This window comes from Aeromonas australiensis (assembly GCF_000819725.1).
Taxonomy (GTDB): Bacteria; Pseudomonadota; Gammaproteobacteria; order Enterobacterales; family Aeromonadaceae; genus Aeromonas; species Aeromonas australiensis.
This window is the reverse complement of the sequence record NZ_CDDH01000045.1, coordinates 22,671-37,789: the sequence shown is the minus strand read 5'-3', so window position 1 is coordinate 37,789 and position 15,119 is coordinate 22,671. Positions and strand designations below refer to the sequence as shown.

The 15,119-nt window shown below is 60.7% G+C and carries 13 protein-coding genes; 4 read left to right on the top strand and 9 right to left on the bottom strand.

Annotation, left to right across the window (positions count from 1 at the left end; all coding sequences use genetic code 11):
* Positions 1-21: 21 nt before the first annotated feature.
* The 4 genes from nadD to leuS all read right to left on the bottom strand — a co-directional run bounded on the left by nadD (position 22) and on the right by leuS (position 5,002).
* Entirely contained in the window at positions 22-690 is a 669-nt protein-coding gene (gene nadD / locus BN1117_RS05760) for a nicotinate-nucleotide adenylyltransferase (RefSeq protein WP_425283254.1), read from the bottom strand.
* Positions 687-1,724 (bottom strand): DNA polymerase III subunit delta, encoded by a 1,038-nt coding sequence (holA, locus tag BN1117_RS05755; RefSeq protein ID WP_040095618.1) that lies wholly within the window; start codon positions 1,722-1,724, stop codon positions 687-689. Before holA ends, nadD begins: the two co-directional genes overlap by 4 nt.
* Positions 1,725-1,737: 13 nt before the next feature.
* A complete protein-coding gene (locus BN1117_RS05750) occupies positions 1,738-2,220 on the bottom strand; it encodes an LPS-assembly lipoprotein LptE (RefSeq protein ID WP_040095616.1) in 483 nt (160 codons plus the stop codon).
* 205 nt (positions 2,221-2,425) lie between these two features.
* Positions 2,426-5,002 (bottom strand): leucine--tRNA ligase, encoded by a 2,577-nt coding sequence (gene leuS / locus BN1117_RS05745; RefSeq protein WP_040095614.1) that lies wholly within the window; start codon positions 5,000-5,002, stop codon positions 2,426-2,428.
* Between the two features lie 145 nt (positions 5,003-5,147).
* Between leuS and BN1117_RS05740 the strand changes: the two genes are divergently transcribed.
* On the top strand, positions 5,148-5,636 hold the full coding sequence (locus BN1117_RS05740) for a zinc ribbon-containing protein (protein WP_040095612.1): 489 nt from the start codon (positions 5,148-5,150) through the stop codon (positions 5,634-5,636).
* 84 nt (positions 5,637-5,720) lie between these two features.
* On the opposite strand, the gene BN1117_RS05735 is transcribed toward BN1117_RS05740, so the two are convergent.
* The 3 genes from BN1117_RS05735 to fldB all read right to left on the bottom strand — a co-directional run bounded on the left by BN1117_RS05735 (position 5,721) and on the right by fldB (position 9,182).
* Positions 5,721-7,061: a TldD/PmbA family protein gene (locus BN1117_RS05735; protein WP_040095611.1), complete on the bottom strand. Its 1,341-nt coding sequence runs from the start codon at positions 7,059-7,061 to the stop codon at positions 5,721-5,723.
* Positions 7,061-8,461 (bottom strand): TldD/PmbA family protein, encoded by a 1,401-nt coding sequence (locus tag BN1117_RS05730; RefSeq protein ID WP_040095609.1) that lies wholly within the window; start codon positions 8,459-8,461, stop codon positions 7,061-7,063. The genes BN1117_RS05735 and BN1117_RS05730 overlap by 1 nt, the downstream gene beginning before the upstream one ends.
* A 202-nt stretch (positions 8,462-8,663) precedes the next feature.
* The gene (gene fldB / locus BN1117_RS05725; RefSeq protein WP_040095607.1) at positions 8,664-9,182 is read right to left on the bottom strand and encodes a flavodoxin FldB; all 519 of its coding nucleotides are present in this window, start codon (positions 9,180-9,182) and stop codon (positions 8,664-8,666) included.
* Between the two features lie 159 nt (positions 9,183-9,341).
* Between fldB and xerD the strand changes: the two genes are divergently transcribed.
* Positions 9,342-10,241 carry a site-specific tyrosine recombinase XerD gene (gene xerD, locus BN1117_RS05720; RefSeq protein WP_040095605.1) on the top strand — a complete coding sequence of 300 codons (900 nt, stop codon included), beginning with the start codon at positions 9,342-9,344 and terminating at the stop codon, positions 10,239-10,241.
* A 72-nt stretch (positions 10,242-10,313) separates the two neighbouring features.
* On the opposite strand, the gene mscL is transcribed toward xerD, so the two are convergent.
* Entirely contained in the window at positions 10,314-10,724 is a 411-nt protein-coding gene (gene mscL, locus BN1117_RS05715) for a large-conductance mechanosensitive channel protein MscL (RefSeq protein WP_040095603.1), read from the bottom strand.
* A 318-nt stretch (positions 10,725-11,042) separates the two neighbouring features.
* Between mscL and BN1117_RS05710 the strand changes: the two genes are divergently transcribed.
* Both BN1117_RS05710 and recJ read left to right on the top strand, forming a co-directional pair.
* A complete protein-coding gene (locus tag BN1117_RS05710; protein ID WP_052441432.1) occupies positions 11,043-11,690 on the top strand; it encodes a disulfide isomerase DsbC N-terminal domain-containing protein in 648 nt (215 codons plus the stop codon).
* The gene (recJ, locus tag BN1117_RS05705; protein WP_040095598.1) at positions 11,656-13,386 is read left to right on the top strand and encodes a single-stranded-DNA-specific exonuclease RecJ; all 1,731 of its coding nucleotides are present in this window, start codon (positions 11,656-11,658) and stop codon (positions 13,384-13,386) included. Before BN1117_RS05710 ends, recJ begins: the two co-directional genes overlap by 35 nt.
* 75 nt (positions 13,387-13,461) lie before the next feature.
* On the opposite strand, the gene lnt is transcribed toward recJ, so the two are convergent.
* Entirely contained in the window at positions 13,462-15,006 is a 1,545-nt protein-coding gene (gene lnt / locus BN1117_RS05700) for an apolipoprotein N-acyltransferase (protein ID WP_040095597.1), read from the bottom strand.
* Positions 15,007-15,119: the final 113 nt, after the last annotated feature.

Below are 15,119 nucleotides of genomic sequence, written 5' to 3'. Positions count from 1 at the left end.
GGGGCGGGATTACGACAGGGGCTAGCGGCGGTTGGCGCGGTAGAGCCCCTGTTGTTCAATATAGTGCGCAACCGACTCGGGCAAGAGGTAGCGGGTATCTTGTCCCGCATCCAGCAAGGCTCGCAGTCGGGTGGCTGACAGTTCGATGGGCTGGTTGTCCGCCAGCCAGATATGGCCAGCCAGACGCTGATGCAGCGCGCTGGCCTCAGTGGTGTGATGGCGCGCCAGCAGCTGCGCCACTCCGGCCGGATAATCCGGTTGCCAGCCCGGCCGCACGCTCACCACCAGATGGGCATAGTCGAGCAGTTCCTGCCAGCGGTGCCAGCTTGACAGGCCGAGCAGGGAATCCATCCCCATCAGAAAACAGAGCGGGGTATCGGGCAGTTCATGACGCAGCTCGATCAGGGTATCTATGGTGTAAGAGGGTTTGTTTCGTTGCAGCTCCCGCTCATCCACCACAAAGTTGCGGTTCTCCGCCGCCGCCAGTTTGACCATGGCGAGGCGCTGTTCGCTTGAGCAGAACGGATTGGCGCGGTGGGGCGGGATATGGTTCGGGATCAGCCGCATCTCGGCCAGTCCGAGGGCATCGCGCGCCTCGATGGCGGGGCGCAGATGGCCGATATGGATGGGGTCGAAGGTGCCGCCCAGCAAACCGACAGGGGCCTTCAGCTGGTTGGCTGGCGTTTTCAGCACGGACTGCTCTCCATCACCAGCGGCAGCGGGGTGCCATCACGAAAGCCCAGGGCAATGGTCTGCAACATCAGCCAGGCCTGTTCGGTATCGAAGCGGCGCTGGGCATCGTCCAGCTGGGCCATCAGTTGCCACAGCTGCTGCAATTTGGTGAACGGCAGTCGGGTCAGCGCTTGCTGAATGAGCTGCTGGCGGCTCTGCCAGATGCGCAGGCGGCTGAAGTGCTCCCCCAGTGGCTGGCCGTTACGCATCGCCAGCGACAGCTCGGTCAGCTGCTCCAGCTCGCGGCAGAGGGTCCATGCCAGCATCCCCGGCTCGCTCCCTTCGGCCCGCAGGGCGGCCAGAATGCGCTGGGCCCGGTTCACCTTGCCCTCCAGCAGGGTATCGACCAGCTGGAACGGGGTGAAGTGGGCGTGGCGGATAATGGTCTCTTGCAGATAGGTGACGCTGATGGGCTGGGGCGGCGAGAGCAGGGTCAGCTTCTCGATCTCCTGGCTGGCGGCCAGCAGGTTGCCCTCATAAGCGTGGCACATGAAGTTGATGGCATCTGGCAGCGCCTTGAGGCCGAAACGCGCAAAGCGCGTGCTCATCCAGCGCGGGAAGAACCTGGGCTCCGGATGGTTGACCGGTACATAAGTGCCAATCTGGTAGAGCTTGTCGAACCAGGCCGCCTTCATCTGGGTCTGGTTGAGGCGGCCGCCACTCAGCACCAGCAGCAGGTCGGGATGAAGCTGTTTGCCGATTTCGCTGATGCGGGCGGCCAGATCCTTGTCCACCTTGGCGGGCAGCTCCAGCTCGATGATCTGGCGGGCGGAGAAGAGGCTCATGGCCTGACAGGCATCGTAGACCTGATTCCAGTCCAGCCCCTGTTCCACCACGAAGGTGTGGCGTTCATCGAAACCCTGCTTGCGGGCGACCTGACGGATGGCGTCGATGGCCTCCAGTCGCAGCAGGGGCTCGTCGCCAAAAACGAGATAGCAGGGCCGAAGCCCTGCTTTGAGGTGGTCACCAAATTGTTCCGGGTAGACTCTCATCCAAAGACTCGCATCAGAAGCTGACCTGACTCAACTGGCGGATCACCTGATTGGCCGCCTGCTCCTGCATTTCGCGGTTGAGCTGCTCCTGCTCACGGGAGGAGGCGAGCGCTGCATCCGGCTTGTTGAGGAAGCTGCGGTTGAAGTTGATGGGGAAGACCTGAGTCGGCTTGCCCGGCACCGAGATGGTGAACTGGGTACCAAAGCCCAGCACATACTCGGTATCGACCCCGAGGGCGTTGACCGAGGCGACCTGGCTGGTGCTGCCTACGCGGCCCAGAGTGAGCACCGGAATGCCCTCCTTGTCGGCCAGGGTCACGCCAGAGGCCTTCAGACGGGTAGTAACCATCCGGTAGAAGTCACTCTTGTTGTCGCCCACGACCTTCATGGTCATCAGCTCGCTCGGAATGCCGTTGCCGCGCAGGTGAAAGCCGCAGCCTTGCAGCAGCAGACCAGCCAGCACGATGGCCATCCAGCGGGTGAAGATGGTGCCCATAGAAAATCCTCTTTGCATTAAGGGAAAGCGGCGGGCGCAGGGCCCGCCGTTATCATCCGTTTGCTGTCACAGATTGGCAATGATCAGTTGGCAGCCAATTAGTTAGCGACAATGTTGAGCTGTCATGGGCCGGTATGTCGTTACCCATGAGTGGCCACACAGTCAGCCAAGGTCGCCAAATGGTATGACATCAGTTGGCAACCGATCAGTTAGCGACAATATTGAGCAGCTTGCCAGGTACATAGATCACCTTGCGCACGGTCAGACCGTCGGTGAACTTCTGCACGGAGGCATCAGCCATCGCCAGCTTCTCGACGTCGGCCTGGCTGATCTCGGCCGGCACGGTCAGCTTGCCGCGCATCTTGCCGTTGATCTGCACCACCACCAGCTTCTCGGTCTCGACCATGGCCGCTTCATCGGCCACCGGCCAGGCTGCGTGATCGATGTCGTCGCCCTTGCCCAGCATCTTCCACAGCTCGAAGCCGATGTGCGGAGTGATGGGGTAGAGCATGACCACCACAGCTTCCAGCGCTTCCTGCATCAGGGCGCGGTCCTGCTCGTCGTTGCCCAGCTTGGCCAGATTGTTCATCAGCTCCATGATGGCGGCGATGGCGGTGTTGAAGGTCTGACGGCGACCCACGTCATCACTCACCTTGGCGATGGTCTTGTGCAGTTCACGGCGTACCGCTTTCTGCTCGTTGGTGAGAGCAGCTACATCGAGTGCGGCAACGGCGCCACCGGAGACGTGTTCGAAGGTGACGCGCCACAGGCGACGCAGGAAGCGCTGGGCACCCTCTACGCCGGAGTCGGACCACTCCAGGGTCATCTCGGCCGGAGAGGCGAACATCATGAACAGACGGACGGTATCGGCGCCGTAACGCTCGACCATCAGCTGCGGGTCGATGCCGTTATTCTTGGACTTGGACATCTTGGTCATGCCGGAGTGGAGCACTTCACGGCCTTCGTTGTCGATGGCCTTGGTGATGCGACCCTTCTCGTCACGCTCTACCTTGACGTCGGTCGGGCTGACCCAGACGTTGCCGCCCTTCTCGTCTTTGTAGTAGAAGGCGTCGGCCAGCACCATGCCCTGGCAGAGCAGGCGCTTGAACGGCTCGTCGCTGTTGACCAGACCCGCGTCACGCAGCAGCTTGTGGAAGAAGCGGGCGTAGAGCAGGTGCATACAGGCGTGCTCGATACCGCCGATGTACTGATCCACCGGCAGCCAGTGGTTGGCAGCAGCCGGATCCAGCATGCCCTTGTCGTAGTCCGGAGAGCAGTAGCGCGCGTAGTACCAGGAGGACTCCATAAAGGTGTCGAAGGTATCGGTCTCGCGGAATGCTTCCTGACCCTTGTAAGTGGTCTTGGCCCACTCGGCATCGGCTTTGATCGGGCTCTGGATACCATCCATCACCACATCTTCCGGCAGCAGCACCGGCAGCTGGTCTTCCGGCGTCGGCACCACGGAGCCGTCAGCCAGAGTCAGCATCGGGATGGGGGCACCCCAGTAGCGCTGACGGGAGACACCCCAGTCGCGAAGACGGTAGTTGACGGTGCGCTTGCCTTTGCCCAGCCCTTCCAGCTTGCTGGCGATGGCATCGAAGGCACCCTGGAAGTCGAGACCGTCGAACTCGCCGGAGTTGAACAGCACACCTTTCTCGGTGTAAGCCGCTTCGCTCACGTCGACGTCGCCATCAACCGGCTTGATCACCGCCTTGATGTCGAGGCCATATTTGGTGGCGAATTCGAAGTCACGCTGGTCGTGGGCCGGAACCGCCATCACGGCGCCGGTGCCGTAGTTCATCAGCACGAAGTTGGCGACCCAGACCGGTACCTTGCGGCCATCCAGCGGGTGAATGGCATAGAGGCCGGTGGCCATGCCCTTCTTCTCCATGGTGGCCAGCTCGGCTTCGGCTACCTTGGTGTTCTTGCACTCTTCGATAAAGGCGGCCAGCTCCGGATTGTTCTGGGCCGCTTGCAGTGCCAGCGGGTGACCGGCGGCGATACCGACATAGGTGACGCCCATGAAGGTGTCCGGACGGGTGGTATAGACCTCCAGCTGCTCAGCCTGACCTTCGATGGCGAAGCTGATGTTGACCCCTTCGGAGCGGCCAATCCAGTTGCGCTGCATGGTCTTGACCATTTCCGGCCAGCCTTCCAGATTGTCGATGTCGCTGAGCAGCTCTTCGGCGTAGTCGGTGATCTTGATGAACCATTGGGGGATCTCTTTCTGTTCCACCGGGGTGTCACAGCGCCAGCAGCAGTTGTCGACCACCTGTTCGTTGGCCAGCACTGTCATGTCGTTCGGGCACCAGTTGACGGAGGAGGTCTTCTTGTAGACCAGACCCTTCTCGTAGAGCTTGGTGAAGAACCACTGTTCCCAGCGGTAGTAATCCGGTTTGCAGGTGGCGACTTCACGATCCCAGTCATAACCCAGACCCAACATCTTCAGCTGGTTCTTCATGTATTCGATGTTTTCGTAGGTCCAGGGCGCCGGCGCGGTATTGTTTTTGATCGCGGCGTTCTCGGCAGGCAGACCGAATGCGTCCCAACCTATGGGTTGCAGCACGTTCTTGCCATTGAGGCGTTGATAACGGGAGATCACATCACCTATGGTGTAGTTACGAACGTGCCCCATGTGTAGTCGACCAGACGGATAGGGGAACATGGACAGGCAGTAGAACTTCTCCTTGTCTATCTTCTCCACGGCCTTGAAGGTTTTCTTGGCATCCCAGTGCTTTTGCACTGCTGGTTCGATTGATTGGGGAACGTATTGCTCTTGCATTGGTGACATCCGGATCTGTGAAATGAATAGATAAATCAGCTGGGAAATCGCAATAGAATACCCATATCCTGCGGCGGCAACAACCGCCAGCGTCCCTTGGGCCTTAAGCCGGGCCAGATCAGGGTTTAGTAGAGGAGTAATAGCCATGGACAAACGTCAAAAAGGGTACGAAGCCTTCATTGCCGAGCTGCAAAAGCAGTGGCAAGAGACTGAAGAGTTCCAGGGGGAGCGCCTCAACCGGATGATTGCCAAGGTGCAGGCCTATCTGGAGGCGGCCAGCGACCTGACCCAAGACGAATTGGCGCTCATCGCCGAGTATGTGAAGCGGGATCTTGGCAATTACGACGAAGGGCGCAGTGACGAACAGATAGAAGAGTCCGCCTTTATGTTGGCCCTCAAAGACACCGCCTGGTCCTGGCTGGCGGATGTGACCGACCGCGCCCAGGTGGAGTGGCGCGAGCTGGCCGACGAGCTGGAGCACAAAGGCGCCTATGAGGCGGGCGACTGGGTAGGGCTTGGCATCATGGTGTGCGACCAGTGTGGCTGGCGTCATACCGTGTTGCACCCTCAGCAGCTCGATACCTGCCCCGAATGCGGTTGCGCCGAATATCACCGCGAGCCGCTTGCGCCCTGAGTCATGCCAGCAATGCGGACGAGATAACGAGCAAAAAGGCGCCATCAGGCGCCTTTTTCTTACTTGCAGGTTTCGTCGGGGCGTTTACTTGCCCGCGACAGAGAGCCCGCCAAAACGGATCAGCGGGGCGTAGAAGCCCTTGCCATCGTTGTGGTGCAAGGTATCGCCGACCGCTTCCAGCTCACCCAGCAGGCGGTAGAAGTTGCCCGCTACCGTAATGCCGCGCACCGGCTGCAGTCGAACGCCATCGCGGCAGAGGAACCCTGACGCGCCAAAGGAGAAGTCCCCGCTCACTGCATCGGCCCCGGAGTGCAGGCCATCGAGCTTGACCAGCTCCAGATAGTCGCCGCTTTGCACCTCGTGCTCATTGTGGGGGCCTGCGCCAAATACCAGATGGCGGGCGGTCACATCCAGCGCGCTGCGGGCACCGCGAGCGGCCGAGCCGTTGCTGGCGACACCAAAGTGGCGGGCGGTGGCGCTGTTGTGGAGCAGGGTTTTCAGCTCCCCTTCACCAATCAGCAGCAGATCCGAGGTGGGGGCCCCCTCGCCGTCAAAGGCCTTGATGTTCATGCCGCCGGGCATGTAGGCGCGACTCTCCAGGGTGAGCCAACGTGACGCTACGCTTTGGCCCACCTTGCTGCGCCAGGGGTTGATCCCTTGTTGGGCCCACTTGCCCGACAGCACACCCTGGAAGCAGCCAAACAGGCTGGCAAAGCAGTTGGTGCTGAAGATAACGCTGTAGCGGCCGCTTGGCACCGCTTCGCCGGGCAGCAGTCCTTCGGCAATGGCGTAAACCTGCTCGATCAGCTGGTGGTGATCGAGTTCATCGAAGCGGCGGCCATAGAGTCCCTGATAGTGCATGGATTGGCGACCGTCACGTTCAACCAGTGCCGAGGTGTGGCAACCGAGGCTGAATTCGCCGTGCTGGCAGAAGGTACCTGTGCTGTTGGCGAGCCAGAGCTGGCTCTCACCTTCAAAGAAGCCGTTGTAGGGGGCTCCGGTGACGGCCGGCAATGCCAGCATCTGCGCTTCGAGACGCAGGGTCAGAGCGATCTTCTCCTCCACCGGCGTGGTATCGGGCTGGTTGATCTCGGCGCAATCTGTGGTGATCCGGCTATTGGCCACCGAGATGTGCTGATCTGCGTCTACCTTGGCAAAGCGGCTGGCATCGAGGGCATCCTGCAGCATGGCATCCAGCGCCAGCTCATCGAGGGATTCCGAGTAGGCGATGCCGACCCGACCCTCTTTTATCAGGCGAATGCCGAGTTGCTGGCTGCTGGTGACCTTGTATTCACCCAGCTCGCCCTTGTCTGCCTTGAGGGAGAAGGCTCTCTCCTGATTGGCGATGATGTCCGCCTCGGCACCCAGATCAGAGACCTTCTCCAGCAGGCGGGTGAGCAGGTTGTTCATATCGAGTGCGCTCATCAGGCGTTCCCTCCTACCAGGATTTTGTCAACTTTCAAGGCGGGTTGGCCGACAGACGTGGGTACCGAGCCCGAGACAGAGCCGCACATACCGGCCGCTAGTGCCAGATTGCTGCCCACCATGGAGATCTCTTTGAGCACCTGCGGGCCGGTGCCGATCAGGGTGGCCGACTTGAGCGGTTTGGTGATCTTGCCGTGCTCGATGAGGTAGGCCTCCTGCACGTTGAAGTTGAACTCGCCGGTGCCGGGCTGTACCGAGCCGCCCCCCATCTTCTTGGCGTAGATGCCGTGTTCCACCGTGGCCAGCATATCGTCGAGGCTATGGTTGCCCGGTTCGATATAGGTGTTGCGCATGCGCGAGGTGGGGGCGTACTTGTAGGATTCGCGCCGACCCGAGCCGGTGCGGGCGTAACCTGTCTTCAGCGCCCCCATTCTGTCCACCAGAAAACCGGTCAGCACGCCGTCCTTGATGAGCTGGGTATGCTGGGTCGCCATCCCCTCGTCATCGACGTTGATAGAGCCCCAGGCGTTGCTCTGCAAGCCTTCATCCACCGCATTGACCACCGGATTGGCGATGAGCTGGCCCATCTTGTCGTGGAACACAGACGCCTTCTTGGCCACCGAGGTGGTCTCCAGCAGATGGCCGCACGCTTCGTGGAAGATGACGCCGCCAAAGCCGTTCTCCATGATGACCGGCAGGGTGCCGCTCGGGCAGGGAGCCGCGCCCAGTTTCACCAGTGCCTGACGGGTGGCGGTGAGGGCCAGCTCGCGCGGATCGATGCGATCGGCATGCTCCCAGCCCATCAAGGCACCCGGGGCCTCGTAACCGACGCTCTGCTCGCTCCCTTCCATGGCGATAGTCTGGGCCATGATACGGTTGTAGTGGCGGCGATCGGCCACTTGCAGCCCTTCGCTGTTGAAGATTTCCACCTCCTGCTCCCAGCCCAGCACGTTGCCGGAGAACTGGCTCACCTTGTCACTCTCGGCGCGGGCCGCTGCGTCCATGGCATGCAGGTAGGCGATCTTTTGCTCCAGCAGCTTGTCGGCCGACAGCGGTCGCGCCACCGGGTTGCGATCGCTCAGGTGGGTAAAATCGAAGGCGGTGGCGGTGACCACGGGGTCGCGGCGGTCTTTGGCTGCCAGCAGGGTGACGATACGCAGCAGTTCGTCGCGGCTAGCCAGATTGGTGTAGCCGTAGAGCACCTTGTGGCCGTAACAGAGGCGCACGCCGATGCCGAAATCGAGGCCGCTGCTGATGTTTTCTATCTGGCTGGAGAGCAGGCTGAGCTGGCTGCGACGCTTGCGCTCGACAAACAGCTCGGCGAAATCGGCACCCAGCGCCAGCGCGTGGTCGAGCACGTCACGGGCGATGGCGGGGGCCAACAGGGAGAATGGCGTCATAAAATTTCCTTTTCTGGTCTGTCCGTTTGCTTCCGACATCCGGCTCTGCTTGTGATGGGATGTCGAGTCTATTGTTGCAGAACAGTGCAAAAAAGTCGCTATAGCATCACGCTGTGATACCGATTGAGAAAATTGGTACGATAACTGCGCCCGGCGGCCAGGGCCAGGCGCTCAGGGTCGTTTTGCCAAAACGTGGGAAAGATCAGAGCAGGGCGTGGATTTCGCTCAGGATCTGCTCGACCCACTGCTCGATGCGCGGATCGGTCTGGTCATATTGGTTGGCATCATCGAGGGCCAGCCCGACGAAGTGACGACCATCGTCGATCAGTGCCTTGGAGGCATCGAATTCGTACCCTTCGTTGGGCCAGTAGCCCACCAGCTTGACCCCTTTTGGCACCAGCTGATCGTGCAGCATGCCGAGGGCGTCCTGGAACCATTCACCATAACCGAGCTGATCGCCAAGGCCAAACAGGGCCACGATACGCCCCTCCAGATGCAGATCGGCGATGTCTTGCCAGCTGGACTCCCAATCCTCCTGCAGTTCGCCGAAATCCCAGGTAGAGATGCCGAGGATTAACATATCGTAATCCTCCATCAGGTGCAGGGAGACATCTTTGATATTGTGGATATCTACCAGTTCAGGGCCGATAAGGGCACGGATCTTTTCGGCAGCCATCTCGGTGTAGCAGGTGGTAGAACCGTAAAACAGACCAATCTTCATCGTACTTCTCTTGCTGGCGCTAGGGCAGGTTGCAGGGAGGGGCCAGTCTAGCAGATTGGAAGCTCACCTTCATCGCCAGAGAGTGCAAGGAGAAGCGACTTGTACCTCGGGCAAGGTGAGACGTTACAATGACCTATCGTTTTTTGATAGCAGCGCACCATGAGCAAACCCGACCCCCATCCCCTGATTGAACCCTTCCTCGACGCCCTCTGGCTGGAGCGGGGATTGTCTGACAATACGGTCAGCTCCTATCGCACGGATCTGGAGAAGTTCTCCCTCTGGCTCGATGAGCAAGGGAGCTCCCTGCTGTTAGTCGGGATGGACGAGATCCAGCACTACCTCGCCTGGCGGGTCGATCAGCAGTTTGCGGCGAGCAGTACCGCCCGCTTCTTGTCGGCCCTGCGCCGTTTTTACCAGTATCTCAACCGCGAGAAGCTGCGCAGCGACGACCCCACCGTACTGTTGGAGGGGCCCAAGTTGCCCAAGAAGCTGCCAGCCGATCTGAGTGAAGCCGAAGTGGACGCGCTCTTGCGTGCACCGCTGGTGGATGATCCGCTGGAGCTGCGGGACAAGGCGATGCTGGAGCTGCTCTACGCCACCGGGCTGCGGGTCTCCGAGCTGGTGGGGCTCACTGCCGAGCATGTCAGCTTGCGTCAAGGCTTGGTGCGGGTGGTGGGCAAGGGCAACAAGGAGCGGCTGGTGCCGATGGGCGAGGAGGCGATGCACTGGCTGGAGCGCTACTACCGGGAGGGGCGCCCCCTGTTGTTAGGTGGTACTAGCTCGGATGTGGTGTTCCCCTCCAAGCGGGCGCAGATGATGACCCGTCAGACCTTCTGGCATCGCATCAAGTTATACGCCCTGCGTGCGGGGATTAACGGTGAACTCTCCCCTCACACCTTGCGGCACGCCTTCGCTACCCATCTGCTCAATCATGGTGCCGACCTGCGAGTGGTGCAGATGCTGCTGGGCCATGCGGATCTCTCCACCACCCAGATCTATACCCATGTGGCCAACGAGCGACTCAAGGCGTTGCACGGTGAGCACCACCCCAGAGCCTGAGTGGCTGGCCTCCCAAAAACAAAAAACCGCCAGCTGGCGGTTTTTTTATCTCTACACGACAGGAGATGGCACTTATTTCCCTTGCTGGGATTTCAGCAGATCACGGATCTCGGTCAGCAGCTCCTGATCTTTGGTCGGGCCTGCCGGGGCGGCAGCTTCCTCTTCCTGTTTCTTCTTCAGGGTGTTGATGGCCTTCAATCCCATAAAGATAGCAAATGCGATGATCAGAAAGTCGATGATGGTCTGGATAAACTTGCCATAGGCAATGACCACGGCGGGGGTGGTACCTTCGGCAGCTTTGAGGGTGACAGCCAGATCACTGAAGTCGACGCCGCCCAGGATCAGGCCGATGGGGGGCATGATCACGTCACCGACAAAAGAGGAGACAATTTTGCCGAAGGCGGCACCAATGATGATACCGACCGCCATGTCGATGACGTTGCCGCGGGCGGCAAAAGCTTTGAACTCTTGAATCAGACTCATTATTTCCTCCGAAATTAAACAAGATAGCGCGTTGATTACCCTTGCCAAAGGGCGAACTCTTGTCAGGAAAAACAGAGGCTAAGCCGCGTTGTTCCTGTCGTCCTGACTAGCTTGCGGGCGTTATGAGTCCTTGGCAATCGGGAGGCGTCATTTTTCTTGGATGCAACCAGGTATTAATTTTTTGGTTAATAGTAGATTGAATGGCGAGCTCCGCTGCTGTAATTTGCCGATGCGATTCATTCATACCACGTGAGTAAACAAGTGAAGTATTTACTACTGGGCATGATGCTTTTGTGCACATTTGCTGCCAGAGCGGGGATGGATACCCAAGTCTTGAAACAGACCATATCGGCCCGGCTAGGGGTGCCTATCTATCTGGTGGAAAAGACCCCGATCGCGGGGTTGTATATGCTGGGCACCTCACAGGGGGTGCTCTACAGCGATGCCAAAGGGGATTATGTGGTGCAGGGGGTCATGCTGGATATGACCCGCGACATGAAGAACCTGACCATCTCGGGCATTCGCGAGCAGCGTCGACTTGGGCTGGCACAGGTGACCCATGCTCCCGTAGTGCTCAAGGCCCATAATGAACGGCACCGGGTGGCACTGTTTCTCGGCGAGCGAGACGCAGCACGCCATAAGCTTTCTACTGCGTTGAAACGGCTGCAGGCATCCGGGGTGAGCGTAGAACTCTATCCGGTGATTGATCACGCCGAACGGGCCACAGACTGGTGTAGCGATCCCCTGCTGCAAAATGATCCGTTAAAAGCCTATTTGCCTCAAACGGCATGTAGTGAGACCCTTATCCAAAATATTGGCCTGAGCCAATGGTTGGGGGTCAAGGTACTGCCGGCCTGGGTCTCCTCCGACGGGGATCTGGTGCGCGGGTATCAGAGCCCCGAACAGCTGCTCAAGATACTGGATAATTTTGATGCCTCTGCACATTCGTCGTCGTCCGCGAGTTGATGATTCTCATCTGCCTGCCACCTTGCATCCCCTGCTTCGCCAAATCTTCGCCAGCCGTGGCGTAGCCGATCCTGCCCTGCTGGAGCGCAGCGCCAGCCAGCTGTTGCCGCCCCAGCGCCTCCATGGCATGGAGCAGGCGGTACTGCTGCTGGCGGATGCCCTGACTGCCCAGAAACGGATCCTGATTGTCGGTGACTTCGACTGCGACGGCGCCACTAGTTCGGCGCTGTGCGTGCTGGCCCTGCGCGCCATGGGCGGTCGCCACATCGATTTTCTGGTGCCCAACCGCTTCGAGTTCGGTTATGGCCTCACCCCCGAGATCGTTGAATTAGCGGTGGCCCGTGGCGCCGAGTTCCTGATCACGGTGGACAACGGCATCTCCAGCATCGCCGGGGTGGCGGCGGCCAAGGCGGCCGGCATGCAGGTACTGGTTACCGATCACCATTTGCCGGGCCTGGAACTGCCTGACGCCGACGCGATAGTGAACCCCAACCAGCATGGCTGCGACTTCCCCTCCAAGTCGCTGGCCGGGGTCGGGGTCGCCTTCTATCTGATGGCGGCCCTCAACACCCATCTGCGCCAGAGCGGCTGGTATGAACGTCAGGGGCTGCGCGCCCCCAACGTGGCTGATTACCTCGATCTGGTGGCCCTCGGCACCGTGGCCGACGTGGTGGCCCTCGATGGCAACAACCGCATTCTGGTCCATCAGGGCTTGCAGCGGATCCGGGCCGGCCGTTGCCGCCCCGGCATCCAGGCGCTGGTGGACGTGTCGGGCCGCGACGGTCGTCGTCTGTGCGCCGCCGATCTCGGCTTTGCGCTGGGGCCGCGCCTCAATGCGGTGGGCCGGCTCGACGACATGTCGCTCGGGGTCGCCTGCCTGCTCTGCGACGACATCAACCTGGCGCGCCAGCTCGCGGCCGAGATGGACAGCCTTAACCAGGAGCGCAAGGAGATCGAGCAGGGGATGCAGCAGGAGGCGCTCGCCACCCTGGAGCAGATCCGTTTTCGCGACGGCGAGGTGCCCTCCGGCATCGTGCTGCACCGGGACGAGTGGCATCAGGGGGTGGTGGGGCTGGTGGCCTCAAAAGTGAAAGAGCAGTACTACCGCCCGGTTATTGCCTTTGCCGAAAGCAGCGAGACCGAGCTCAAGGGCTCCGGCCGCTCCATCCCGGGGGTGCACTTGCGCGATGCACTCGAACTGCTCGACACCCGCCATCCGGGCCTGATGGGCAAGTTTGGCGGTCACGCCATGGCGGCCGGGCTGACCCTGCCCAAGGCTAATATCGAGGCGTTCGGTCGGGCATTTGAGGCAGTTATTAGTGAGCTGGTGACGCCGGAGCTGTTGACCGGGGTGCTGCTCACCGATGGCGAGCTGCTGCCCGATGAACTGAGTCTGGAGCTGGCAGAGCTGATCCGCGCGTCCGGCCCCTGGGGTCAGGCCTTCCCCGAGCCACTGTTTGACGGCGAATTCGTGCTGGTGCAGCAGCGGCTGGTGGGGGAGAAGCACCTCAAGATGATGCTGACCACGGATTCCGGCCACGCGGTGGATGCCATCGCCTTCGGGGTTGATCTCAAGCGCTGGCCCGATGCCTCGGTAAAACGGGTGCGGCTGGTCTACCGGCTCGACGTCAACGAGTGGCGCGGCAACCGCAGCGTGCAGCTGCTGGTGGAGCATCTGGAAGCCGCTGGTGGTTAAGCCAGTTTCCTGTACATGATAAACATCGAGGCGCCTGTGGGCGCCTCGATGTTTATCGTGGATGGCAGATGGCTGTTACAGCTCGCGGGCCCAGGGGTGAGCCTTTGGGCGCAGCGCCAGCGCCAGTCCCAGCAGCAGAGCAGTCAGGCCGTAGAGAGGCCAGTTGCCAAAGCGCAGGTAGGGGGTTGCGCCGTGGGCTGGACGTACTTCGCTGCGCAGCACACCCGCTTCAAACTGCGGGATCTGGCCTATGATGCTGCCATCGATCTCGGTGGCCACCGTGATGCCGGTGTTGGTCGCCCGCAGCAGCGGACGGGCCAGCTCCAGCGCGCGCATCCGTGCTATCTCCATATGTTGCCAGGGGCCGATGCTGGTGCCAAACCAGGCGTCGTTGGAGACGGTCAGCAGGAAGTCGGTATCGGCATTGACGTTGCGGCGCACTTCCTCCGGGAAGATGATCTCGTAACAGATGGCGGCCGCAAACTTGAGCCCCCTGGCGATCAGGTTGGGCTGAATTTCATCGCCCCGGCTGAAGGAGGACATCGGCAGGTTGAAGAAGGGGGCGATGGGGCGCAGCAGATCTTCAAACGGCACGAACTCGCCGATGGGCAGCAGGTGGTATTTGTTGTAGCGGTTTGGGTGGTTGTAGAAGTAGGACTCCTTGCCATCTGCATCCTGCACCCCCATGCCGAGCACGGTATTGTAGAAGCGCTGTTGCTGCTCGTCGTAGTGGATGATCCCCGCCAGCAGGCCGGTGTCGTTCACCTTCATCGCCTTGTCGAGGTTTTCCAGATAGGGACCCATGGTCTTCTCGAGCGCCGGGATCGCTGACTCCGGCCAGACGATGATATCGGCATCCTGATTCTCGCGGCTCAAGTCCTGATAAGCGCGCACCGTGGGGGCCAACACCTCCGGATCCCACTTGAGGGACTGGGCGATATTGCCCTGCACCAGCGCCACCTTGACCGGCTCGCCACGGGTCACCCAGTTGAGCTGCATCAGACCGTGGGCACCCGCCACCAGTAGGGCTGGCACCGCCAGCCAGAGCGGGGAGCGGGACTTCCACACCAGCCAGATAGCGGAAGCACAGAACAGCAGAGCAAGGGTGATGCCCTGCACCCCGAGAATGGGGGCAAAGCCCTTGAGGGGGCCGTCGATCTGGCTGTAGCCAAACCAGAGCCAGGGGAAGCCGGTCATCACCCAGCCACGCAGCCAGTCAGCAACCAACCAGAGGGCCGGAAAAGCGAGCAGCCAGCGGCTCCAGTGCCGGCTGCTAAAAAAGCGGGCAAAGGCCCAGCAGGCGAGCGTCGGGTAGAGCGCCAGATAGGCGGAGAGCCCGGTCAGCAGCACAAAGGCGACCGGTAGCGGGATGCCACCAAACTCGGTCATGCTGACATGGATCCACCACAGTCCCGGCAAAAAGAGTCCCATGGCATAGCCAAAACCGCGCCAAGCAGCCTGTTTCGGCGTAGCTTTGTCCAGCAGGGCGTAGAGGCCAAGCAGGGAGGGGATCACCAGCGGCCAGTAGCCGAAGGGGGAGAAGGCCAGCACAGCGATGGCGCCACAGGCCAGCGCACTGAGGCTCAACAGGATTCTTGATGTAACGGGAGATGATTTCACGGGCGATTGTGCTCGTCTTGGGGTGCAACTGGGGTCGAATGGCCGGTATCTTAACCTGTAAGTGGGGCAACGGCGAGCCTCGATGCCGGTTGCAGATAGCACAACGCCCCGAG